20 protein-coding genes and 1 pseudogene are annotated in these 22,578 nt (G+C 68.2%); 12 read left to right on the top strand and 9 right to left on the bottom strand.

Annotation, left to right across the window (positions count from 1 at the left end; genetic code table 11):
• Positions 1–2 precede the first annotated feature (2 nt).
• Both AC07UK_RS32555 and AC07UK_RS32550 read right to left on the bottom strand, forming a co-directional pair.
• Positions 3–1,349: an MFS transporter gene (locus AC07UK_RS32555; protein WP_436223571.1), complete on the bottom strand. Its 1,347-nt coding sequence runs from the start codon at positions 1,347–1,349 to the stop codon at positions 3–5.
• A gap of 236 nt (positions 1,350–1,585) precedes the next feature.
• Positions 1,586–2,353: an SDR family NAD(P)-dependent oxidoreductase gene (locus AC07UK_RS32550; protein ID WP_436223572.1), complete on the bottom strand. Its 768-nt coding sequence runs from the start codon at positions 2,351–2,353 to the stop codon at positions 1,586–1,588.
• Between the two features lie 163 nt (positions 2,354–2,516).
• Here AC07UK_RS32550 and AC07UK_RS32545 point away from each other — a divergent pair, with 163 nt between their 5' ends.
• The gene (locus AC07UK_RS32545) at positions 2,517–3,110 is read left to right on the top strand and encodes a TetR/AcrR family transcriptional regulator (protein ID WP_436223573.1); all 594 of its coding nucleotides are present in this window, start codon (positions 2,517–2,519) and stop codon (positions 3,108–3,110) included.
• A gap of 104 nt (positions 3,111–3,214) precedes the next feature.
• A complete protein-coding gene (locus tag AC07UK_RS32540) occupies positions 3,215–4,519 on the top strand; it encodes an MFS transporter (protein WP_436223574.1) in 1,305 nt (434 codons plus the stop codon).
• A gap of 26 nt (positions 4,520–4,545) precedes the next feature.
• Here the strand turns inward: AC07UK_RS32540 and AC07UK_RS32535 are convergent, their stop codons facing one another.
• From AC07UK_RS32535 to AC07UK_RS32510, 6 genes and pseudogenes are all read right to left on the bottom strand, one after another.
• Positions 4,546–6,399: an alpha-L-fucosidase gene (locus AC07UK_RS32535; RefSeq protein WP_436223575.1), complete on the bottom strand. Its 1,854-nt coding sequence runs from the start codon at positions 6,397–6,399 to the stop codon at positions 4,546–4,548.
• Between the two features lie 18 nt (positions 6,400–6,417).
• Positions 6,418–7,449 carry a porin gene (locus AC07UK_RS32530; protein WP_436225309.1) on the bottom strand — a complete coding sequence of 344 codons (1,032 nt, stop codon included), beginning with the start codon at positions 7,447–7,449 and terminating at the stop codon, positions 6,418–6,420.
• 137 nt (positions 7,450–7,586) lie between these two features.
• Complete coding sequence (locus AC07UK_RS32525; RefSeq protein ID WP_436223576.1) at positions 7,587–7,925, bottom strand: L-rhamnose mutarotase; 339 nt, start codon at positions 7,923–7,925, stop codon at positions 7,587–7,589.
• Between the two features lie 25 nt (positions 7,926–7,950).
• Positions 7,951–8,727 carry an SDR family oxidoreductase gene (locus AC07UK_RS32520; RefSeq protein ID WP_436223577.1) on the bottom strand — a complete coding sequence of 259 codons (777 nt, stop codon included), beginning with the start codon at positions 8,725–8,727 and terminating at the stop codon, positions 7,951–7,953.
• A gap of 27 nt (positions 8,728–8,754) precedes the next feature.
• On the bottom strand, positions 8,755–9,633 hold the full coding sequence (locus AC07UK_RS32515) for an L-fucono-1,5-lactonase (RefSeq protein ID WP_436223578.1): 879 nt from the start codon (positions 9,631–9,633) through the stop codon (positions 8,755–8,757).
• A gap of 2 nt (positions 9,634–9,635) precedes the next feature.
• A pseudogene (locus AC07UK_RS32510) lies at positions 9,636–10,262 on the bottom strand (enolase C-terminal domain-like protein); the annotation flags it as partial.
• Between the two features lie 11 nt (positions 10,263–10,273).
• Here AC07UK_RS32510 and AC07UK_RS32505 point away from each other — a divergent pair.
• Positions 10,274–10,651 carry an IclR family transcriptional regulator domain-containing protein gene (locus AC07UK_RS32505; protein WP_494687344.1) on the top strand — a complete coding sequence of 126 codons (378 nt, stop codon included), beginning with the start codon at positions 10,274–10,276 and terminating at the stop codon, positions 10,649–10,651.
• Between the two features lie 121 nt (positions 10,652–10,772).
• Here AC07UK_RS32505 and AC07UK_RS32500 read toward each other — a convergent pair whose 3' ends face one another.
• Complete coding sequence (locus tag AC07UK_RS32500) at positions 10,773–11,510, bottom strand: helix-turn-helix domain-containing protein (RefSeq protein ID WP_494687335.1); 738 nt, start codon at positions 11,508–11,510, stop codon at positions 10,773–10,775.
• 185 nt (positions 11,511–11,695) lie between these two features.
• On the opposite strand from AC07UK_RS32500, the gene AC07UK_RS32495 reads away from it, so the two are divergent.
• The 9 genes from AC07UK_RS32495 to AC07UK_RS32455 all read left to right on the top strand — a co-directional run bounded on the left by AC07UK_RS32495 (position 11,696) and on the right by AC07UK_RS32455 (position 22,513).
• The gene (locus tag AC07UK_RS32495) at positions 11,696–12,862 is read left to right on the top strand and encodes an NAD(P)/FAD-dependent oxidoreductase (protein WP_494687334.1); all 1,167 of its coding nucleotides are present in this window, start codon (positions 11,696–11,698) and stop codon (positions 12,860–12,862) included.
• Positions 12,863–12,913: 51 nt separating this feature from the next.
• On the top strand, positions 12,914–14,368 hold the full coding sequence (locus AC07UK_RS32490; protein WP_494687333.1) for a M81 family metallopeptidase: 1,455 nt from the start codon (positions 12,914–12,916) through the stop codon (positions 14,366–14,368).
• Between the two features lie 61 nt (positions 14,369–14,429).
• Entirely contained in the window at positions 14,430–16,013 is a 1,584-nt protein-coding gene (locus AC07UK_RS32485) for an ABC transporter substrate-binding protein (RefSeq protein ID WP_436223582.1), read from the top strand.
• A gap of 34 nt (positions 16,014–16,047) precedes the next feature.
• A complete protein-coding gene (locus AC07UK_RS32480; RefSeq protein WP_013952760.1) occupies positions 16,048–16,983 on the top strand; it encodes an ABC transporter permease in 936 nt (311 codons plus the stop codon).
• Positions 16,984–17,009: 26 nt separating this feature from the next.
• A complete protein-coding gene (locus tag AC07UK_RS32475) occupies positions 17,010–17,903 on the top strand; it encodes an ABC transporter permease (protein ID WP_494687332.1) in 894 nt (297 codons plus the stop codon).
• A gap of 16 nt (positions 17,904–17,919) precedes the next feature.
• Positions 17,920–18,975, top strand: a complete 1,056-nt coding sequence (locus AC07UK_RS32470; protein ID WP_436223585.1) for an ABC transporter ATP-binding protein — start codon at positions 17,920–17,922, stop codon at positions 18,973–18,975.
• Positions 18,972–19,964: an ABC transporter ATP-binding protein gene (locus AC07UK_RS32465; protein ID WP_494687331.1), complete on the top strand. Its 993-nt coding sequence runs from the start codon at positions 18,972–18,974 to the stop codon at positions 19,962–19,964. Before AC07UK_RS32470 ends, AC07UK_RS32465 begins: the two co-directional genes overlap by 4 nt.
• Positions 19,965–19,995: 31 nt before the next feature.
• On the top strand, positions 19,996–21,459 hold the full coding sequence (locus AC07UK_RS32460) for an N-acyl-D-amino-acid deacylase family protein (protein ID WP_436223587.1): 1,464 nt from the start codon (positions 19,996–19,998) through the stop codon (positions 21,457–21,459).
• A gap of 127 nt (positions 21,460–21,586) precedes the next feature.
• Entirely contained in the window at positions 21,587–22,513 is a 927-nt protein-coding gene (locus tag AC07UK_RS32455; protein ID WP_436223588.1) for a LysR family transcriptional regulator, read from the top strand.
• Positions 22,514–22,578: the final 65 nt, after the last annotated feature.

Genomic DNA, 22,578 nt, shown 5'->3' with positions numbered 1-22,578 from the left:
CGCTACGCCGCCGCCAACGGATCGCGCGCTGCCAGCCGCAGCCAGCTCGCGATCGCGGCCAGCCCGGCGAAGCCCGCGCCCAGCGCCAGGGCCAACCCCGGCCCGTGGTCGCCAGCGATGCCAAAGCACAGCGCCACCAGCGCCGCACCGCTGGCCTGCCCCAGCAGCCGCGCCGTGGCCACCACGCCGCTGGCGCCGCCGCTGCGCTCGCGCGGGGCGCTCGTCATCAACGCCTTGAGGTTGGGCGACTGGAAGAAGCCGAAACCCGCGCCGCAGATGCACATGCGGATGCCAATATCGAGCGCGCTGGGGTCGGCCGGCAGCATGGCCAGCGACAACATGCCGGCGCTGAGCACCGCCAACCCCACGCCGCCGAGCACGGCCGGCGGATAGCGGTCAGACAGCCGTCCGGCAAGCGGCCCGATCAGCGCCACCACGACGGACCATGGGGTCAGCAGGAAACCGGTCTCGACCTGCCCGCGCCCGAGCACGTGCTGGAAGTAAAACGGCAGCGACACGAAGGCCAGGCCCTGCGCGGCGAAGGAGCACACCGCGGTCAGCGTCGACAGCGCGAACATGGGCCGCCGGAACAGGTCCACCGGCAGCATCGGTGCCGGATGGCCGCGCTCGCGCCACAGCAGCAGGCCGAACGTCACCACGAAGATGCCCGCCGCCGCCAGCGACAGGTGCAGCGGCGCGCGCTGCGCGCCTTCACCCAGCGCAAGGACCAGCGCGGCAAAGGCAACCACGCTGAGCCCCGCCGCGACGCGGTCGAAGCCGTGCGTGCTGCGCGGCGTCTGCGGCAGCGAACCGCGCCCGATCGCCAGCGCCAGCAGGCCGATCGGCAGGTTAACGGCAAACAGCCACGGCCACGTGCCGAACGAGAGGATCACCGAGGCCACTGTGGGGCCCACCGCGAACGACACGCCTACCACCAGTGCATTGAACCCCAGCCCACGCCCGAGCCGGTGCGTGGGGAAGAGCGCGCTGATCAGCGCCGTGTTGACGCTCATGATGGCCGCCGCGCCGATGCCCTGCAGCACCCGCGCCGCCGCCAGTGTCGGCAGCGACCACGCCAGCGCGCACACCACGGAGGCGGCGGTGAACAGCACCACGCCGCCAAGGTAGATGCGCCGGTGGCCCAGCACGCCGCCCAGCGCCGCGAACGGCAGCAGCGTCGACACCATGGCCAGCTGGTAGGCATTGATCACCCACACCGACGCGGCCGGCGTGGCGCGCAGGTCTGCCGCGATCGACGGCAGCGCCGTGTTGGCGATCGCGGTATCCAGGGTGGCAAGGGCGACGGCGATGAGGATGGCGGCCATGCCGCGGCGCTCGCGCGAAGTCATGGCGGCGTCCGCGGTCGAGGCGGATTGGAGGGGGGCTGTGCTGGACAATGTCTTTACCGGTTGCCGCCATGCCGGGACTGGTGGTGCAAGGGTTGCACACAAGGCATGGTGATCGTCAGGTCAAGACGATACGGGAAAACCCTTCAACGTGCTGAAGACGCGTTCATATGTATGTACATATCGCCCCCCTGCCCGGCCAATGACAATGGGCACTGGCCGGCGCTACGCTCCCGCGGTTACTGCACCGACAGCCCCCCATCCACGCCGATGCTCTGCCCGTTGATAAAGCGCCCGGACGGTGCCGCCAGCAGGAGGGCAAGACCCGCGACATCGCTGGCCTCGCCGATGCGCCGCATCGGCACGCCGGCAGCCAGCCGCGCCTCGCGCTCCGGATCGCCCCACAGCGCGTCGCGGGAGAACTCGGTGCGCACCGGGCCGGGATTGATTGCGTTGACGTTAATGCCGGACGGCCCCAGCTCCAGCGCCAGGCTGCGTACCGCCTGGTCAATGGCGGCCTTGGTCACGCTGTACATCCCCAGGAAGGCAGAGCCACGCTTGGCGGCAATGCTCGACATGAAGATGATGGAGCCGTCGCGGCGATCGATCATCTGCGGCGCCAGGGCGTTCACCAGCACCAGGTTGCCGCGCACATTGCCCGACATGGCAGCATCGAACACCTCGGGTCCCTGGCTCAGCATCGACCCGGGCTGGCCGCTCGCGGCGGCATTGAGCACCAGTGCATCGACGCGCCCGTACGCGGCCAGCGCCTGCTCCGCAAAGGCGCGCACGCTGTCAACATCGGCGATATCGCAGGCGATGCCGGTAGCGCGGATGCCCTCGGCCTCCAGCTGGCTGGCGGCGTCGCGCGCCGCGCCTGGATCGCGCCCGGACACCACCACGGCGGCGCCGGCACCGCCAAGCGCGCGCGCCATTTCCTGGCCCATGCCGCGCGTGGAGCCGGTGATGACGGCAACGCGGCCGTTAAGGTCGAATAGGTTCTGCATGACTGATCACTCCTGTGAGGATTGGGAGCCGGCACCTGGACAGCATATCGGCACAAATGCGGCGAAAGGGAGACTTCTCATAGATGATGCTTATCATCTATTGAATAAAGTATGGTCATCATCTAAACTCCGGTCAAGGCAGAAATCCCGAAGAGGTCTTCAGATGGCACGCGCATCACGCGAACAAACCGACAAGAACCGCGAGGCGATCGAACAGGCGTCGTCGCGCCTGTTCCGCGAACGCGGCCTGAATGGCGTGAGCGTGGCCGAGTTAATGGCCGACGCGGGCCTGACCCATGGCGGCTTCTATGGCCACTTCGCCTCCAAGGACGCGCTGGCCGCGCAGGCCTGCAAGCGCGCGTTTGAAGAATCGACCGCCCGCTGGGAACGCCGCCTGGCCCGCGCCGACGGCGACCGCAAGGCCATGCTGGCCAACCTGGTGGAGCCTTACCTGACCGCCGCGCATTGCGCCAACCCGGGCGTGGGCTGTGCCGCCTCGGCGCTGGCCGTGGACGTGGCCCGTGAGCCCGCCGGCAAGCCCGTGCGCCAGGCCTACGTGGAAGGCTTGCGCGTGATGGTGGACGACCTGGCACAGACCGTTGAATCCGATGACCCGCGGGTGCGCCACGATGAAGCGCTGGTGCGCATGGCGCTGCTGGTCGGCGCCCTCACGCTGGCGCGTGCCACCGACGGCGATCCGCTCTCCGACGAGATGCTGAACGCCGTGCGGAGCCAACTGCTGGGCAGCACCGCCTAAACTCCGTTTTCCCAAGCCTGAAACACACCCGCCGCCAGACGCAGCGGGGATGGCTTCGCATTGCCCTTTGCCTACGCCTCCCAGACCCTGACAACGAGACCCCCATGTTCGCGCAAGCCCTTTCCAGCCGGCTCGACCGGCGCGGCATCCACTACTCGTGGCTGGTCGCCGCCCTGACCTTCCTGGTGATGCTCACCACTTCGGCCGCGCTTGGCCTGCCTGGTGCGTTCCTGAAGCCGCTGACACAGGAGATGGGTTGGAACACCGACCAGATCTCATCGATCCTGGCCTTTCGCTTTGCTTTGTTCGGGCTGATGGCGCCGTTCTCGGCGCTGCTGATGGATCGCTTCGGCGTGCGCAACGTGGTCTGCGCCGCGCTGGCGCTGATTGCCAGTGGCATGGCGCTGGCTACCGTGTCGACTGAGTTGTGGCAGCTCTTTGTCGCCTGGGGCCTGATGCTGGGCGTCGGCTCCGGACTGACCGCGCTGGTGCTGGCGGCTGTGGTCGCCAACCGCTGGTTCAGCGCGCGGCGCGGCCTGGTGATCGGCATCCTGACCGCCAGCGCAGCAACGGGGCAACTGGCCTTCCTGCCGGTGGCCGCCTGGCTGATCGAGCATATGGGCTGGCGCGTGGCAGTGCTGCCGGTGCTGGCTGCCTGCGCGGCACTGGCGCCGCTGGTGTTCGGCCTGATGCGCAACCGGCCCGCCGATGTCGGCCTGGCGGCGTTCGGCGAAGTCCCGGCCCTTCCAGCCACGCCGCCCGCCGCACAACCCGTCACGCCGTTCACGCTGCGCGGGCCTTTCATGGTGCTGCGCGATGCCGCCAGTACCCAGACCTTCTGGGTACTGGCCAGCACCTTCTTCATCTGCGGCCTGAGCACCAACGGGCTGATCCAGACCCATTTCATCGCGCTGTGCGGCGACTTCGGCATGAGCCCGGTGCCGGCCGCCTCGGCGCTGGCGATGATGGGTGCGTTCGATTTCGTCGGCACCATCCTGTCGGGCTGGCTGTCGGACCGCTACGACAGCCGCAAGCTGCTGTTCTGGTACTACGCGCTGCGCGGCCTGTCGCTGTTCTGGCTGCCGCATTCGACCTTCACGCTGTACGGCCTGTCGATCTTTGCGATGTTCTACGGCCTGGACTGGATCGCCACCGTGCCGCCCACGATCAAGCTGGCGGCCACCGCCTTCGGGCGCGAGCGCGCGCCGATGGTGTTCGGCTGGATCTTCGCGGCCCACCAGATCGGCGCGGCCGTGGCGGCGTTCGGCGCGGGGATGAGCCGTACGCTGCTGCTGACGTATACGCCGGCGCTGTATGCGGCCGGTGCGGCCTGCATGGTGGCGGCGTTGCTGGCGCTGATGGTCAGCCGGACACGCACGGCGGCAGCAACCGAGGCAGCGCGGGCCTAGTGTCCTGCGCTGCCTCGGTGCCAGCCTCAACCTCCCTTCGCGTAAGCCACGAACGAATACAGGCTCGGCGGCCGCTGGTCGCGCGACACCACGTTGATGCGCAGCGCCGAGGCCACTACCGGGCCGGGCAGCGACAGGAAGCGGTTCTGCCCGATGTCGCTGCCGCTGGCCACCACCTGCCACTGCCCGTTGACATTGGCCTCCACGGTGAAGCGGCCGGTCCGGTAGTCGGACTCGCCCGGATCCAGGTATTCCGCCAGCTGCACCAGTTGCACCGACGCGGGTGCGGCAAAGACCTGTGTCAGCGTCGCGCTGGGCGCCTCGGACGCCCAGCGCGTGGCCGGGTTGCCGTCGATCGCCATTTCAGGGCCATAGCCGGGATCGCGTGACCACGTCGAGGTAGCCGTCGCCGTGGCCTGGCGCGACAGGTTGACCAGCACCGGCACGGTGGCATCGAGCTTGAGCACCAGTGGCTCGCGCGGGGTGCGTGCTGCCGACGACAGATCGATCTGCGTGGTGCCGGCCGCGTCATCGCGGCGCACCGGCAACGCGGTGGCGCCGGTCAGGGTGCTGGCGCTGCGCACTTCGGCCAGCGCGGTGGGCAGGCTGATCTGGGTGGCCGCGGCATCGCGCACGAACAGGTAGAGCCAGGTCTTGCCGTCCGGGCCGGTACGCTGTGTCGATTCCAGCCCCATCACGCCCGCTCGGGTGCCATACACTGCCTCGGCATTGCGGCGCATCCAGGCGCCGACCGCGCTGAACTCCGTGCCCAGGGCATCCTGCCAGCTGCCGTCAGCACGCGGGCCCACGTTCAGCACGAAATTCTTGCCCGCCGAGATGCTGCCGATCAGCTGCTCGAATACCCACTCGCGCGGCCGGATGCCGGCGCCTTCCACATAGCCCCAGGTCCCTCCCGGCGCGCTGCCGGTCTGGCTGGTATCGACAGTTTCGCCGGCCTTGTCGGCATCGCCCGCGGCACCGCCGCGCTCGCCGATGGTGAGGTCGTCATCCACGCCTTCGCTGCTCAGGCCGATGCCGTGGTTGTTGCCGATCAGCGTGCCCGGTTGCGCCTGGCGGATGGTGGCGTACAGGTCCGGCAACTGCCACAGCGACTTGTCGTTCTGCGCCCAGTAGCCGTCGAACCAGATCCCGGCAATCTGGCCATACTGTGTCAGCAGCTCGCGCAGCTGGGTCTTCATGAAGGTACGGTAGCGGTCCCAGTTGCCTGCCTGGTTCTCATAGACCCGCAGGTGCGGCTGTCCCGGCGGCGAGCTGGCCACGGGATAGTCCGGATGGGTCCAGTCCAGCAGCGAGTAGTACAGCACCAGCTTGATGCCCTGCTTCTCGGTTTCCTGCGCAAAGCGCCTGACCATGTCGACATGCGCACCTTGCTTCTGGCTGTTGAAATCCGACGAATACGCATCGGCCTTCGTGTTCCAGAGGCTGAAGCCGTCATGATGGCGTGTCACCAGCACGATGTACTGCATGCCCGTGTCCTTGGCCAGCGCAACCAGCCGGCGGATCGCCGCCGGATCCGGATCGAACTGGCTGGCGTATGCCTTGTAGGCGTCAACGCCGGCCTGCTGTCCGTCGTTGAACTGTGGCAGGTTGCTCAGCGCCCATTCCCCCTTGGCAATGGGGCTGTACAGGCCCCAATGCACGAACATGCCGAACTTGGCGCCCTTGTACCACGCCAGCGTTTGCTCTCGCGTTGCCGTGGCAGGCGCCATCACGTCGTCGGCTGCTGCAGGCGCCTGCAGGGATGCCGGGCTGGTGGCGGATTGCATGCCGTCCGCACCTGAGTCGCCACCGCATGCGGCCAGCAGCGAAGCACTGGCAGCCAGCGCACCCAGCTGCCATAGTCGTAAGGATCTTTGCATTGCTGTCTCCCAGTCCCTTCAGAACGAATGTGCGATGCCCGTGTACGCGCCCAGCTGGTTGCGGCCCGGTGCCGGGTTGTTGTTGGTGGCTTCCACCGAGAAATTCGCGGTGGCGCTGTTCTGCACCGTGCCGACGCTGGCATAGAGCAGCGTCCGCTTGGACAGGCTGTAGTTGGCGCCAAGCATGTACAGGTTGGCGTTGCCGCCACCCTGGTTCACCGTCACCCGGTAGAACGCGCCGATCAGCGTCAGCGCGGGCGTGAGCTGGTAGTTGGCGCCGACCCAGTAGTGGTTGGCCCGGGTCGGCGAGCCTGCGGGACTATCCGGCGCCGACAGATTTTCATAGCCGGCAAACAGCTTCAGGGCGCTGATCGTCACCGTGCCGCCGAGCGTCAGTTCCTTCGAGGTCGTGAACAGGTCGCTGTACTTGCCGCTGGCATCGCGCGCCACGTCGTAGATCGCGCGCAATTCAAATGCCGGCGCGGTATAGGTCAGCGACAGCATGTCCTTGCGCAGCCGCGTGGCCGAGCCAGGGTCCTCGCCCAGGCCGGTCAGCACCTGCGCGCTCAGGCCGCCGAAGCTTGGGGTCTCATAAGAGACCATGTTGTTGTGGCCCTGCCAGTTGCGCCCGCGCACCAGCGTGGCCGTGCCGATAAACTGCTGGCCGGTAGGATCCAGCGCCCACAGCGCATCCGCCAGCGGCTGGTTCTTGCCCATGGTCAGCGTGCCCCACCCGCCTTGCACCCCCACGTACGCGCGCCGGTTGAACAGCGCGTCGCCGTTGGTGCGGCCCTTGATGGCGCCAAAGCCCGATTCCAGCTGGAACAGGGCCTTAAGCCCGCCACCCAGGTCTTCGTTGCCGCGCAGCCCGAACATGCTGGTGCCCCACTGGTTGTCAGCGCCGCGCCAGAGCGTGCCGGACCCGCCATCCGGGGTCTGCACATTGGTCTGGACATCGACGCCGGCCACCACGCGGCCGTATAGCGTCACATTGCTTTGCGCGCAGGCGGGCGCGGCGCACACGCCGAAAACGGCGGCGCCGGCCATCATTCTTGCCAAGTTGTTCACTGCTTGTCTCCTCGTCCGGATGCGCGGCCGTTGCGGCCGGCTCCTGGCTTTCAACCCCCTTCGGTCTTTTTGCTTCTTGTTTGCGGTGTCGCTCCCTGGGTCGGTCCTTTCCTCCTTTGCTATGACTGCTGCAGGTCAAAGATGCACGTCATCGGCACCCACTTCACGCCAGACGGCGTCCACGGCGTGGGTGCCTGGAAGGTCCACATCAAGGCCTCCCACTCGCGGATGCGGGCATCGCTTTCGCCCGCGCGCGCAAACGCGTCGGGGTCGTAGCGGGCATCGTCGGTGTCCATCACCATCACCAGGCGCGTGCCCAGGCGCCAGATCTCCATGCCGGTCACGCCGTGGCGGCGCAGGTGCTGCGCCACCTCCGGCCAGATGCGGCGGTGATGGGCTTCATAGGCGGCGATTTGCCGCGGGTCGTCCTTCAGGTCCAGTGCCAGGCAGTAGCGCATGTCGTCCTCGCGGGGTTGGGGTGGCTTACGTCAGCGCGCGGTCCAGGTGGGTATAGCCGCCGTCGACGAAGACCCATTGCCCCGTGGTATGCGAGGCGCGCGCCGACAGCAGGAAGACCGCGCTGGCAGCAATCTCGTCGGCAGTGGTCATGCGGCGGCCCAGCGGAATGTGTGCGGTGATGCCGGCCAGCTTTTCCTGCGGCGCTTCGAATCCCTCCAGCCAGCTCTGGTACAGCGGCGTCATCACCTCGGCCGGCACGACCGCATTCACGCGCACACCGTCGGCCGCAAGCGCTGCAGCCCATTCGCGCGTCAGCGCCAGCTGCGCGCCCTTGGCAGCGCAATAGCCGCTGGTATTGCCCTGCCCCGTCAGCGCGGTCTTGGACGAGATGTTGACGATGGCGCCGCGGCTGGCGCGCAGGTGCGGCAGGCAGTAGTGCGCCATCACGTAGTAGTGCACCAGGTTCCGCTCCAGCGACCGCACGAAGGCATCGCGCCCTGCCTCGAGGCCGATGCCGTCATTGACACCGGCGTTGTTGACCAGGCCGTCGATACGGCCGAAACGCATCGCCACATCGGCCACCATGTCGCGGCAGGCCGGCTCATCGGTCAGGTCGAACTGGTAGAAACGCGCGCGCGGCTGCAGCGCCATCAGGCTGTCGCGGAACGCCGGCGTCATCGCCGACTTGCCGCAGATCACCGGCACCGCGCCCTCGCTGGCCAGTTCCAGCGAAATGGCCGCGCCGATGCCGCTGGCGCCGCCGGTGACGATCACGATCTTGTCTTGCAGATGCAGGTCCATGTCTGTGTATCCCGAAAGGCCGCTTTGTCAGGTGGTTTGCAGGCCGTAACAGAGTGCCGCCGTGCCGCCCCAGAATGCGTATTGCTCTTCTGCGCTCAGGCGCAGGTCCGCCCAGCGCTTGACGATGCCGTACACGCCGCCGTAGGGCGCCGCGAGGGTGCAGACCGGCCAGTCGGAGCCGAACATCAGCCGCGCCGGGCCGAATACGTCCAGCGCCACGTCCAGGCAGGCATCGATGCACGTCATGTCAGCCGCCTGCAGGCGGGCGCGCCAGTCCGCCTCGGTGACCAGCCCGGACAGCTTGCAGACCACATGCGGCAGTGGCCGCAGTGGCCGCAGCGCCGCGCGCCACGCCGCAAGCGCGGACGATCCGTGCGCCGCCCCGGCAATCGGGGGCTTGCCAAGGTGATCCAGCACCAGCCAGTGCCGGTCATGCCGTGCGCAGAACCTGGCGGCCGCATCCAGCTGATGACTGAAGACCAGCACGTCATAGGCATAGCCGAGCGACTGCAGCCGGCCCATGGCATGGGTCACGGCGTCCAGGCCAAGGTATTGGGAAGCATCGGCCTCGTCCTGCACCTGGTGCCGGAAGCCGCGCAGCTTCGGCGCCGCGGCCCAGCGCTGCAGGCGTTGTGCGAAATCCGGCGCACGCAGGTCTTCCCAGCCCACCACCGCGGCAATCCACGGATACTGGTCGGCCAGTTCGAGCAGGAAGCGGGTTTCGTCGGTGCCGGCGCGCGCCTGCACGGCGATGGCGGCATCCATGCCATGCGTGCGCAGGTGCGGCAGCAGGTCGTCCGGCATATGGTCGGCCGCCAGGGCCTGCAGGTCCGGACCGATCCACGGATACGCCTCGGGCCGGTAGCGCCAGAAGTGCGTGTGCGCGTCGATGCGACGGGTTGCCATCGCTAGCCCCGGAAGCGGTGCAGCGCCAGCGAGGCCGGCTTCATGGTGATCGAGAAGCCCGGCGCCTGCGGCGGCATGTAGGCCGCGTTGCGGACCACGCAGGGGTCGACGAAGTGCTCGTGCAGGTGGTCGACATACTCGATCACGCGCCCTTCGCGGGTGCCCGAGATGCAGACATAGTCGATCATCGACAGGTGCTGCACGTACTCGCACAGCCCCACCCCGCCGGCGTGCGGGCATACCGGCAGGCCATACTTGGCGGCCAGCAGCAGCACGGCCAGGATCTCGTTGACGCCGCCCAGCCGGCAGGCGTCGATCTGCACCACATCGATGGCGCCGCGCGTGATGAACTGCTTGAAGAGGATCCGGTTCTGGCACATCTCGCCAGTGGCGACCTTGACCGGCGCCACGCCCGCGCGCACGGCGCGGTGCCCTTCCACGTCATCCGGGCTGGTGGGCTCTTCGATAAACCACGGCCGGGCGAAACCCAGCTCGCGCACCCAGGAGATCGCCTCATCGACTTCCCAGACCTGGTTGGCATCAATCATCAGGTGCCGGTCCGGGCCCAGCACTTCGCGGGCGATGGACACGCGCCGGATATCGTCCTGCAGGTTGCGCCCGACCTTGAGCGCGCGTCAGCCTGATCGATACCGGCTCAGGCCACGTGCTGCTGGCCTGCCAGACCGATACGCGGCGCCAGCAGATGCTGGACGAACACCATGCGGTGGAGGGGGAAGTGCAGATCCCGCGCGAGGAACTGGAGCAGACCTTCGCGTCGATCCGGGAGCTGGGCTACAAGCAGCGCGACAGCCTGCAGTCGTTTGGCGTCACGGATATCAGCTGCCCGATCCTCGACCCCAAGGGCCATGCGATGGCGGTGCTGACGTCGCCGTATATCCGCAGGATCGACCGGCATGTCGGACCCACGCTGGATGAAGCGCGCGCGCTGCTGATCCGCACGGCGCAGGCGCTGTCGGTGAACCAGCAAGCGGAAGAGAAAGAAGAAGGAAAAGCCTGAAGGGAAACCGCTGGTTCTGAACGACCGATTGCGCGCTCCCTCTCCCGTGTGCGGGAGAGGGTTGGGGTGAGGGCCGGGCTTGCCAACGAAGTGCAAGGCAGTGGTATGCCCGCGCCGACCCTCACCCCTTGCCCTTGCCCCTGGTCGCGGCGGCTTTCCCCTGCGACCGCCCGGCGGTCCGTTTTGGCACCGCCTCCGGCTTCGCCGCCTGGGCCGACTTCATGAAGTTGCTTTCGCTGGTGGTCACACCCACGATCCGGGCGAGCTGCCGGCTTACGCTGATGTAGGCGTGGCCCATGCGGGCATCGAAATACAGCGCGTCGCCCCGCGCCAGGCGCAGCTTCTCGCCGTTGTCGAAGTGGATTTCGATCTCGCCGCTGAGCACATAGACAAACTCCTCGCCGGGATGGCGCGAGAAGTCACCGGGGCCCTCTATGCGGCGCGCATGCACGGTGCCGACCACCGGGCTCATCTGCTTGCCGACGGCCTCCGCGCCAAGAAATTCATAGGTCAGCGACGATCCCCGGTAGGTCACGCCCGCGCCGGCCCGGGTCACGACCGGCCCCTGCAACGGTGAGGTCTTCGTGCCGGCACCCGCGAACATCGAGCCCATGTCCATCTGCAGCGCCTGGCCCAGCGCAGCAAAATTCTCGTAGCCCAGCGCCAGTTGCCCGCGCTCCGCACGCGAGATGGTGGTGATCGAGACGCCCGACAGTTCGGCGAGGTGCGCCAGCGTCCAGCCGAAGGCCTTGCGCGCCGAGCGCAGGCGCTTGCCAAAGGCTTCGCGGTCGAGCGTGCGCGACTCGTCGTCATCGATGCCGATGCCGCTGCCGCGCCTCTGGGCGGTGTGTGGTTTCAAGCCTGCGTCCTTTTTTCCTTTGGACGGAATGCTAACAGAGCAGACCGCGCCAAGGCTCATCCTTGGCGCCCACCTTAGCGCAAGATTTGCGTATCCGCAATTTGCATATACGCAAATTCTTGCCTACACTCACTCCCATTCCGAATGCACGAGCGCCCCGCAGGCGCTCTACTGCCACCTGATCCATGCACCCGACTCACGCTGCCTCACCGATTCCAGCCGACTATCTCATCATCGGAGGCGGCATTGCCGGTGCTTCCGTCGCGTACTGGCTCGCGCCCCATGGCCGCGTCATCCTGCTCGAACGCGAAGCCCAGCCTGGCTACCACTCGACCGGCCGCTCGGCGGCGTTGTTCATGGAAAGCTACGGCACCACGCAGGTCCGTGCGCTGACGATGGCAAGCCGCGCCTTCCTGCAGGATCCCCCTCCGGGTTTTGCCTCGCACCCGCTGCTCACGCCGCGCGGCGCGCTGATGGTCGCCGGCCCCGGGCAACAGCATTTACTTGACGCGCACTGGGACGTGGTGCGCGCCGTCGATCCCGACGCCCGCCTGCTGAGTGCCGCGCAAGCGTGCGAGCGCGCACCGGCGCTGCGCGCCGAGCAACTGGCCGGCGGCGTTTATGAGCCCGGCGCCGCAGACATGGATGTGGACGCGATCCACCAGGGCTACCTGCGCGGCATGCGCCAGGCCGGCGGCAAGCTGGTGTGCGATGCCGAAGTCACGGCCATGGCACGCGTGCGGGACCACTGGCACGTGGAGGCTGGCGGGGCGGTATATGCGGCACCGGTGGTACTCAACGCCGCCGGCGCCTGGGCCGACGTCATCGCGCGGCTGGCCGGCGTGCAGCCGCTGGGGATTGAACCCCGCCGCCGCTCTGCCTTCGTCTTCGCGCCGCCCGTGGAGATGGACACCAGCGGCTGGCCCATGGTCTTCGGCGCTGACGAAGACTGGTACATCAAGCCCGATGCCGGCATGTTGCTGGGCTCCCCGGCCAATGCCGACCCGGTCGAGCCACAGGACGTCCAGCCCGAGGAAATGGATATCGCGCTCGCCATCGACCGCATCGAGACCGCGACCTCGCTCAGGATCCGCCGCCCTGCGCGCACCTGGGCCGGGCTGCGCTCCTTCGTCGCCGACGGCGACCTGGTGGGCGGGTTCGACGACGCCGTGCCGGGCTTCTTCTGGGTGGCGGGCCAGGGCGGCTACGGCATCCAGACCTCGGCGGCCATGGGCGAGACCTGTGCCGCGCTGGCGCGCGGCCTGCCGGTGCCGGCGCATCCCGCGTCGTTCGGCCTGAGCGCCGAGATGCTTGGGCCGGGGCGCCTGCGCCGCCTGGCCGCTTCCGCCTGAATCGCGTCTTCCCCCAACCGCTAATCCCCGACTGACCAGGAGCCAACCATCGTGCGTGTCTTCAGTGCCTCCCTCGCTACCGAAACCAACACCTTTGCGCCGATGCCCACCGGCCTGTCGTCCTTCAGGGATCGCGGCTACTTCGCGGCCGGCCAGCATCCTGACCAGATGACGTTTTTCTCGGGCCCGCTGTGGGCAGCACGGATCCGCGGCAAGGAGCGCGGCTGGCAGCTGTGCGAAGGCATGGTGGCCGGCGCGCAGCCCAGCGGCACCACCACCCGCCATGCCTACGAAACCCTGCGCGAGGAACTGTTGACCGACCTGCGCGCGGCGCTGCCGGTGGACATGGTGCTGCTCGGCCTGCACGGCGCGATGGTGGCCGATGGCTACGACGACTGCGAGGGCGACCTGCTGCAGCGTGTGCGCGCCATCGTCGGCCCCGAGGTGGTGATCGGCGCGGAGCTGGACCCGCACTGCCACCTGACGCCCGAGATGACGGCGTACGCCGACGTGATGGTTGCCTTCAAGGAATACCCGCATACCGACGTGCTGGAACGCGCGCTGGAACTGGTCGACCTGTGCGCGGCCACGGTGGAAGGCAAGATTCGCCCGGTGGCGGCGGTGGTCGATTGCAGGATGATCGTCACGGTCCACACCTCGCGCGAGCCGGCGCGCGGCTTCATCGACCGCATCCAGTCGCTGGAAGCGCGTGACGGCGTGCTGTCGATCTCGGTGGCGCATGGGTTTTCATGGGGCGATGTGCCGGCGATGGGCACCAAGGTGCTGGTCTACGCCGATGGCGACCAGGCCAGGGCCGATGCGCTGGCGCGGCAACTCGCCGACGAACTGATCGCCATGCGCGACGGGCTCACGGTGCGCTACCCGGACATCGACACCTCGCTCGACGAGGCGCTGGCCTTCGATGGCGGGCCGGTGGTGCTGTCCGACGGCGCCGACAATCCCGGCGGCGGCGCAGCGAGCGACTCCACCTTTATCCTGCGCCGCATGATCGAGCGTGGCGTCGGCAATGCGGCGGTCGGCCCGATGTGGGACCCGATCGCGGTGCGCATCGCCTTCGATGCCGGCGTGGGCGCACGCCTGCGGATGCGCATCGGTGGCAAGATCAGTCCGCTATCCGGCGACCCGCTGGACCTGGACTGCACGGTCAAGGCCCTGCTGCCCGACATGGTGATGACCGGGCTGTCCGACGCGCCGGTGCCGATGGGCGACTGCGCGCTGGTGGAAGCCAACGGCATCGACATCGTGCTGATCACGCTGCGGAACCAGGCCATGGGCACGGACATGTTCACCCAGCTGGGCTGTGACCTGGCGCGCAAGCAGATCATCGTGGTCAAGTCCTCGCAGCACTTCTACGCCTCCTTCTCGAAAGTGGCACAACACGTGATCTACGCAGGCGCCCCGGGTGCCGTCACGCTTGACCTCACGTCCCTGCCCTATCGCAAGATCCAACGGCCCAAGTGGCCTCTGGACAGCGCCGCGGCCTGAGCGCCGGCCGCCTGGCTGCGATCACGACAACAACGACAACGACGAAAACGGAGACTGCAGAATGACACCAAACCGACCCCTGTCCGCCGCGCTCGCAGCGGGCGCCCTGGTCCTGGCAGGCGCCAGCCTGCCCGTGCTGGCGCAGACCAAGACGCTCAAGGTCGTGGCGCATGCCGACCTGAAGATCCTCGATCCGACCTTCACCACGGCCTACATCACGCGCAACTTCGGCTACATGGTCTACGACACGCTGTTCGCGCAGGACGCCAGGGGCAAGCCGCAACCGCAGATGGTCGAGAAGTACAGCAGCTCGAAGGATGGCCGGCAGTGGAGCTTCACGCTGCGTCCGGGCCTGAAGTTCTCGGACGGCAGCGCGGTTACCTCGGCGGACGCGATCGCCTCGCTGCAGCGCTGGGGCGCGCGCGACAGCCTGGGCCGTGCCATGGGCGAAGCTGGCGCCGAGTGGAAGGCAGTCGACGCGCGCACGTTCACGCTGACGCTCAAGGAGCCCTTTGGCATGGTGCTCGATGCGCTGGCCAAGCCCTCTGGCTTTCCGCCGGTGATCCTGCCGGAGCGCCTGGCCAGGATGCCCGCCACCGCGCCGCTGCCCGAGGTGCTGGGCTCCGGCCCATTCATCTTCAAGCGCGACGAATGGGTGCCGGGCAACAAGGCGGTTTTCGTGCGCAACCCGCACTACGTCGCACGCAGCGAGCCCGCGAGCGGTCTTGCCGGCAGCAAGCAGCCCCGCGTGGACCGCGTCGAATGGCTCTACCTGCCGGACGCCAACAGCGCCATTGCGGCGCTCAAGCGCGGTGAGGTCGACCTGATCGAACAGGTACCGCCGGACTACATCACCCCGCTGCGCGGCGACGCCGGCATCAAGCTCGGCTCGGGCGGCGCCTACCAGGGCGTGCTGGTGATGAACCAGTTGCATCCGCCATTCAACAACCCGAAAGTGCGCCAGGCCTTCCTGCAGGCGGTCAGCCAGGAACGCTTCACCGCGGCCATGGGCTATCCGCTCGACATGCGCATCAACTACTGCGCCACCTTCTTTATCTGCGGCGGCCCCAACGATACCGCTGCCGGCGCCGAACCGTACCGCAAGGCCGATCCGGCCCGTGCCAGGCAGTTGCTGGGCGCGGCGGGCTACAAGGGCGAAAAGGTGGTGCTGCTGGTGCCGACCGACGTTCCCCAGCTCAACGCTGAAGCCCTGATGGCGGCACAGACCATGCGCAGCATGGGCATGAACGTTGACATGCAGAACATGGACTGGGCCTCCATCGGCGCGCGCCGCGCCAAGCGGGACGCGCCCGAGGCCGGGGGCTGGAATATGTACGTGACCGTCGCGGGCGAGTTCGATGCCGATTCCCCGATCACCAATGCCTACCTCGGCGCCCCCTGCGGCACCAGCCTGCCCGGCTGGCCCTGCGACAAGCCGCTCGACGCCCTGCGCACGGCCTGGATCCGCGAGACCGTGCCCGCCAAACGCAAGGAACTGCTCGATGCCTTCCAGAAGCGCGCCTATGAGGCGGTGCCCTATGTGAACGCCGGCCAGTACTCGGCGGCCTTCGCGGCGCGTGCCAGCCTCAAGGGCATCGACAGGATGTGGGCCGGCATGCCCACGGTCTGGATGCTCGACAAATAACCACGAAGCACGAACCACCGGGGGAAACACGACAATGGGCTACCTGCTCCGACGCCTGGCCGCGACGCTGCCCGTGATGGCAGTGGTGGCCGTGGTGGTCTTCCTGCTGATCCACTTGTCGCCGGGCGATCCGGCGGCGCTGATCGCAGGCGACCTCGCGACCGTTGACGACATCGCCAGGCTGCGCGGCGTGCTGGGGCTGGACCAGCCGCTGTGGCGGCAGTTCCTGCTGTGGCTCGGCCGGCTCGCCACCGGCGACCTCGGCACCTCCATCTTCACCCAGGTGCCGGTGGCCCGGTTGCTGGCGCAGCGGCTGGAGCCGACCGTCTCTGTCGCCGCGCTGACCATGCTGCTGACCTTGCTAGTCGCGGTGCCACTGGGAACGCTGGCCGCGTACCGCGCCGGCAGCTGGGTCGACCGGCTGGTGATGCTGTTCGCGGTGCTGGCATTCTCGCTGCCGGTGTTCCTGGTCGGCTACCTGCTGGTCTACGCCTTTGCCATCCAGTTGCCGTGGTTCCCGGTGCAGGGCTATGCGCGTCTCGCCGACGGCGCCGGCGCATGGCTGCGCAGCCTGGTGCTGCCCTGCGTCAACCTGGCGCTGGTCTATATCGCGCTGGTGACGCGCATGACGCGCGCTACCGTGCTGGAAGTCCTGCACGAGGACTACATCCGCACGGCGCGCGCCAAGGGCCTGGGCGTGCTGCCGGTGCTGGGCCACGCGCTGCGCAACGCGGCGATCCCGATCGCCACCACCGTCGGCATGGGCATCGCGCTGCTGATCGGCGGCGTGGTCGTGACCGAGACCGTGTTTGCGATCCCGGGGGTCGGCCGCCTGGTGGTCGACTCGGTGCAGCGCCACGACTACCCGGTGATCCAGAGCGTGCTGCTGGTCTCCGCCGGTGTCTACGTGCTGATCAACCTGATGATCGACCTCAGCTACCGGCTGTTCGATCCGCGCATCAAGTACTGATGGCTTTCGCCGCGAGACCTGCTGACATGACCACTTCCCTGCCCGCGACCGAACCTGCCGTACCGGCACCCGACCATGCGCCTTTCGTGCTGCCGCGCTGGCACTGGGCACGCAAGCACCCCACGCTGATCCTGGGCGCGCTGCTGCTGGCGGTGATCGCCGTGCTCTCCCTCGGCGCGCCCTGGATTGCCACCGTCGACCCGCAGGACATCGACCCGCTGGCGCGCATGCAGCCGCCATCGGCCGAGCACTGGTTCGGCACCGACGCGCTGGGCCGCGACGTGTTCAGCCGCGCGGTCTGGGGCGGCCGCGTGTCCATGATCGTGGGCCTGTCGGTCGGGCTGCTCGCAACCGTGTCCGGCGTGCTGCTGGGCCTGGTCGCAGGCTTCGTGCGCCGGGCGGACTCCCTGGTGATGCGCGTGATGGACGGCCTGATGGCAATTCCAGGCATCCTGCTGGCGATCGCGCTGATGGCCGTTACGCAGGCCAGCCTGGGCGCGGTGATCATCGCCATCGCCATACCCGAGGTCCCGCGCGTGGTGCGGCTGGTGCGCGCGCTGGCGCTGACCCTGCGCGAGCAGCTCTACGTCGAGGCGGCGCATGCGGTCGGCACCCGCCTGCCGGTGATCCTGGTGCGCCACGTGGTGCCCAATATGGTGGCGCCGCTGATCGTGCAGGCCACTTTCGTGGCCGCCACCGCCGTGCTCACGGAAGCCGCGCTGTCTTTCCTCGGCGTCGGCGTGCCCGCCCAGATGCCGAGCTGGGGCAACATGATGGCCGAGGGGCGCAATTTCGTGGCCGTGGCCTTCCACATCATCCTGTACCCGGGCATCCTGCTGGCCGCGACGGTGCTGGCCATCAACCTGCTCGGCGACGGCCTGCGCGACGCGCTCGATCCGCGCCTGGCGCGGCAACTCTGAATCCGGGAGCGCTACCATGACCATCACGATGTCGCGCGCGATGTCCCGTGTTACGCCGGCCACGGGCGAGCCGCTGCTCGAAGTGGAGGACCTCCATACGCATTTCGACACGCTCACCGGGCCGGCCCGCTCGGTCAACGGCGTCTCGTACACCGTGCGCGCCGGCCAGACGCTGGGCGTGGTGGGCGAGTCAGGCTGCGGCAAGAGCGTGACGGCGCTGTCCATCATGCGGCTGCTGCCCACGCCGCCGGCACGCATCCGCGGCGCTGTGCGGCTGCGCGGCACGGACCTGTTGCAGCTCAGCGAACGCGAGATGCGCCGCATCCGCGGCAATCGCGTCTCGATGATCTTCCAGGAGCCGATGACCTCGCTGAACCCGGTGCTGACGATTGGCCGCCAGATTGCCGAAACCGTGCAGCTGCACCAGGGCGCGAGCCGCGCCGAAGCGCTCAGGCGTGCGGTGGAAATGCTGCGACTGGTGCAGATCCCCGAGCCCGAACGCCGCGTCAACGAGTACCCGCACCAGCTTTCGGGCGGCATGCGCCAGCGCGTGATGATCGCGCTGGCGCTGGCCTGCAATCCCGAGGTGCTGATCGCCGACGAACCCACCACGGCGCTCGACGTGACCATCCAGGCGCAGATCCTGGACCTGATCCGCCGCCTGCAGCAGGAACTGGGCATGGGCGTGGTGATGATCACGCACGACCTGGGCGTGGTGGCCGAATGCTGCGACCGCGTGATCGTGATGTACGCCGGGCTCAAGGTCGAGGAAGCCAGCGTCACTGAGCTGTTCGACCGCCCGCTGCACCCCTACACCCGCGCGCTGATGGCATCGATGCCGTCGATGAACACCAGCAGCCGGCGCCTGGCCGAGATCCCCGGCCTGGTGCCATCGCCACAGGAAGCGCGCCGCGGCTGTGCCTTCGCGGCACGCTGCGCGCATGCCAACGCGCGCTGCGCGCGCGAGCTGCCGCAGCTCACGCGCCACGGCGGCGACCATGCGGTGGCCTGCTTCGCCGTCGAGGAAGGCCGCATCGAATGCAACCCACAAGCCCAGGAAGCCATCGCATGAGCACGACCTCCGCCACGCCAACGCCCCTGCTCAAGGTCGACGGCCTGAAGAAGCACTACCTCGCACCGCGGCGCTGGCTGACACCGGGCAGGCCGCCGATCCAGGCTGTGGACGGCGTGTCCTTCACCGTGGAGCGCGGCGAGACGCTCTCGCTGGTCGGCGAATCCGGCTGCGGCAAGACCACCACTGCCAAGTCGGTGCTGCGCCTGATCGAGCCGACTTCAGGCTCGGTGCAGCTCGACGGCGAGGAACTGCTGGGCCTGCCGGCAAGCGCCATGCGGCAGCGCCGGCGCGACCTGCAGATCATCTTCCAGGACCCCTATGCCTCGCTCAGCCCGCGGCTGACGGCGGGCGAGATCGTGGGCGAGCCGCTGCGCAACTTCGGCCTGCAGTCGCGTGCCGAGCGCAACGAGCGCGTGCAATGGCTGTTCAGCAAGGTCGGCCTGCGGCCCGAAGCCGTGCGCAAGTTCCCGCACGAGTTCTCCGGCGGCCAGCGCCAGCGGCTGGGCATCGCGCGCGCGTTGGCACTGAACCCAAAGCTGATCGTCTGCGACGAGCCGGTATCGGCGCTCGATGTCTCCGTCCAGGCGCAGGTGGTTAACCTGCTGATGGACCTGCAGGCCGAGTTCGGCATCGCCTACCTGTTCGTCGCGCACGACCTGGCCGTGGTACGCCATATCAGCCACCGGGTCGCCGTGATGTACCTCGGCCAGATCATCGAGTTGGCCGACCGCGACACCTTGTTCTCGGCGCCGCGCCATCCCTATACGGAGATCCTGCTGTCCGCCGTGCCGGTGCCCGACCCGCGCAAGCCCGCCCGGCGCCTGCTGCTGCAGGGCGATCCGCCCAGCCCGGCCAATCCGCCAGCGGGCTGCCGCTTCCACACGCGCTGCCCGCATGCGCAAGCCCGCTGCAAGGAGCAGGCCCCCTTGCTGACCGAACGTCCCTCCGCCACCGGCATCCACCAGGTGGCCTGCCATTTCCGCTGACCGCTACGCTCCCGTCCAGGAAAGGAATCCCATGTCCGAGCCCAAATCTGCACACGCCACGCACTATGACCTGCTGATCGCCGGCGGCACCGTGATCGACGGCAGCAAGGCACCCCGCTTCAGCGCCGATATTGGCGTGCGCGATGGCTGCATCGCGGCGATCGGCGACCTCGGCGGGCACACGGCCGACCGGGTGCTGGATGCAACCGGCCTGATCGTCGCCCCTGGCTTCATCGACGCGCACACGCATGATGACCAGGCGGTGCTGTCGCAACCCACCATGCCATTCAAGGTCTCGCAGGGCGTCACCACCGTGATCGCCGGCAACTGCGGCATCAGTGCCGCGCCACTGCGTGCCGACATGGATTTGCCGATGCCGCTGAGCCTGATCGACACACCGGCGCAAGGCCGCTTCACCACCTTCGCCGCCTACCTCGACGCGCTGCGTACCATGCCGAGCTCGGTCAATGTAGCCGCCATGGTCGGGCATTCGACCTTGCGCGCGGTCACCATGGCGGCGCTGGACCGGCCAGCCGATGCCAGAGAGATCGCCGCCATGCAGGCGCTGGTCGAAGAAGCCATGCAAGCCGGCGCGATCGGCCTGTCGACCGGCACCTTCTACCCGCCCGCCGCCATGGCAACGACCGAGGAGATCATCGAAGTCTGCCGGCCGCTCAGCGCCCGCAAGGCGCTCTACGTCACGCATATGCGCGACGAGTCCGACCACGTCATGGCCTCGCTCGACGAGACCTTCCGCATCGGCCGCGAGCTCGACGTGCCGGTGGTGGTGTCGCACCACAAGGTGCAGAGGCAGGCCAACTTTGGCAAGAGCCAGGTAACCCTGCCCTTTATCCGCGAGGCCATGAAGCACCAGTGCGTGTCGCTCGACTGCTACCCGTACACGGCCGGCTCCACCATGATCCGCACCGACCGCGGCATGCTCGACGGCCGGGTGCTGATCGCCGCCAGCGAACCGCACCCCGAATGCGCGGGCCGCGATCTCGATGACATCGCCAGGGAATGGGGCGTGCCCAAGGACGAAGCCGCGCGCCGCCTGCAGCCCGGCACCGCGATCTACTTCCAGATGGACGAGGACGACGTCCAGCGCATCCTTGCCTTCGACGAAACCATGATCGGCTCCGACGGCATCCCCGTCGGCGCCAGCCCGCATCCGCGCCTGTGGGGCACCTTCCCGCGCGTACTGGGGCACTACTGCCGCGAGGTCGGCCTGTTCCCGCTGGAGACGGCGGTCTGGAAAATGACCGGGCTGACGGCGCGCAACTTCGGCCTGCACCGGCGCGGCACGCTCGCCGTGGGCCACCATGCCGACATCGTCGTTTTCGATGCGGCCAACGTACGCGATACCGCCAGTTACGAGACCCCCACCCGGCCAGCCGAAGGCATCGACACCGTGATCGTCAACGGCGCCATTACCTGGCAGCACGGCGCGCACAGCGGGGCGCGCAACGGGCAGGTCATCACGCGGCCAGCATAGCGCCGCGGTCACCTGGCGGGATCAGCCGCGAACCTGGCCGAACCGGCGTGAGCGGTTGGGTTACCATGCTGGCGCGCCACGGCTGTTGTCCGGCCACCCGCCCCCCCTGCCACCACCCGATTCCGCCATGACGCCATTCAAAGGCAAATTGCGCCCGAGACACCTGGAGGTCATCCTGTCCGTGGCGGACCTTGGCAACCTGTCCAAGGCAGCCGAGCAGCTGCACATGACGCAATCCGGACTGTCGCGCGCCGTGGCAGAAGTGGAAGACATCGTCGGCGGCAAGCTGTTCGAACGCTCCGCCAAAGGCATGGTCAGTACTGCGCTTGGTGCCGTGATGTGCCGCTACGCAGCGCTCCTGCTCAGCGACATGCACAAGGCCGAAGCAGACCTGGCCGCAGTCGCCGGCGGCGGTGCCGGCACGCTGGCGATCGGGTGTTTCTCGATGTTCACCCGCTGGCCGGTGGCCGAAGCGATCCTGGCCTTTCGCAAATCCAGCCCCGGCGTGCAGATCACGGTAGAGGTCGGCAGGCACGAGACCCTGATCGAGCGGCTCGACACCGGCGCCATCGACCTGCTGGTCAGCCGCAGTCCACGCTCACTGAACGGTCAGACCTATCGCACCGTGGAACTGGGCGAGGATGGCGTTGCGCTGGCCTGTGCACCGGGCCATCCGCTGACGCGGCTGCCGGCAGTGACCATGGCGGATTGCGTGCGCTACCCATGGGTTTCCGCGCCGCCTGGCAGCCTTATGCGCGAACTGATCAATACCGAGATTCGCGAGGCCGGGCTGGAGCCACCCGAGATCCTGGGCGCCCTGTCGCTTGAGCTTGGCCGTGAGCTGGTCTTGTCCGGCGAATTCCTCTGGCACCTCGCGAGCAGCACCGCACGCCACCTGGCATCGCTTGGCGAAGTCGTGGTATTACCCGCGCGCTTCGCCCTGAATCCCGGCCCCATGGCGGCGATCTGGCGCCGCGACCGCAGCAGCACGCGCGCCGCCCGCGCCTTTATCGTCGCGCTTCGGCACGCTGTCGACGCGGCGCACGGCGGCTGATCTCCGGCGTTCCCGATCCGCGTCATCAGCGGCCGCAGGACGCGCCGCGCCCTGTCGGCGGGTCA

It is taken from the genome of Cupriavidus sp. GW821-FHT07C08 (assembly GCF_059419025.1).
Note: the sequence above shows the minus strand (reverse complement) of the source record. Positions and strands in the feature narration are given on the sequence as shown.

Excerpts from the sequence above, each read along its gene's own strand:
- AC07UK_RS32470 (WP_436223585.1), top strand. The coding sequence starts at position 17,920 with ATGACCATCACGATGTCGCGCGCGATGTCCCGTGTTACGCCGGCCACG.
- AC07UK_RS32535 (WP_436223575.1), bottom strand. The coding sequence starts at position 6,399 with ATGCAAAGATCCTTACGACTATGGCAGCTGGGTGCGCTGGCTGCCAGT.
- AC07UK_RS32455 (WP_436223588.1), top strand. The coding sequence starts at position 21,587 with ATGACGCCATTCAAAGGCAAATTGCGCCCGAGACACCTGGAGGTCATC.
- AC07UK_RS32530 (WP_436225309.1), bottom strand. The coding sequence starts at position 7,449 with ATGATGGCCGGCGCCGCCGTTTTCGGCGTGTGCGCCGCGCCCGCCTGC.
- AC07UK_RS32475 (WP_494687332.1), top strand. The coding sequence starts at position 17,010 with ATGACCACTTCCCTGCCCGCGACCGAACCTGCCGTACCGGCACCCGAC.
- AC07UK_RS32480 (WP_013952760.1), top strand. The coding sequence starts at position 16,048 with ATGGGCTACCTGCTCCGACGCCTGGCCGCGACGCTGCCCGTGATGGCA.
- AC07UK_RS32520 (WP_436223577.1), bottom strand. The coding sequence starts at position 8,727 with ATGGACCTGCATCTGCAAGACAAGATCGTGATCGTCACCGGCGGCGCC.
- AC07UK_RS32465 (WP_494687331.1), top strand. The coding sequence starts at position 18,972 with ATGAGCACGACCTCCGCCACGCCAACGCCCCTGCTCAAGGTCGACGGC.
- AC07UK_RS32525 (WP_436223576.1), bottom strand. The coding sequence starts at position 7,925 with ATGCGCTACTGCCTGGCACTGGACCTGAAGGACGACCCGCGGCAAATC.
- AC07UK_RS32485 (WP_436223582.1), top strand. The coding sequence starts at position 14,430 with ATGACACCAAACCGACCCCTGTCCGCCGCGCTCGCAGCGGGCGCCCTG.
- AC07UK_RS32545 (WP_436223573.1), top strand. The coding sequence starts at position 2,517 with ATGGCACGCGCATCACGCGAACAAACCGACAAGAACCGCGAGGCGATC.
- AC07UK_RS32460 (WP_436223587.1), top strand. The coding sequence starts at position 19,996 with ATGTCCGAGCCCAAATCTGCACACGCCACGCACTATGACCTGCTGATC.
- AC07UK_RS32555 (WP_436223571.1), bottom strand. The coding sequence starts at position 1,349 with ATGACTTCGCGCGAGCGCCGCGGCATGGCCGCCATCCTCATCGCCGTC.
- AC07UK_RS32515 (WP_436223578.1), bottom strand. The coding sequence starts at position 9,633 with ATGGCAACCCGTCGCATCGACGCGCACACGCACTTCTGGCGCTACCGG.
- AC07UK_RS32540 (WP_436223574.1), top strand. The coding sequence starts at position 3,215 with ATGTTCGCGCAAGCCCTTTCCAGCCGGCTCGACCGGCGCGGCATCCAC.
- AC07UK_RS32550 (WP_436223572.1), bottom strand. The coding sequence starts at position 2,353 with ATGCAGAACCTATTCGACCTTAACGGCCGCGTTGCCGTCATCACCGGC.
- AC07UK_RS32495 (WP_494687334.1), top strand. The coding sequence starts at position 11,696 with ATGCACCCGACTCACGCTGCCTCACCGATTCCAGCCGACTATCTCATC.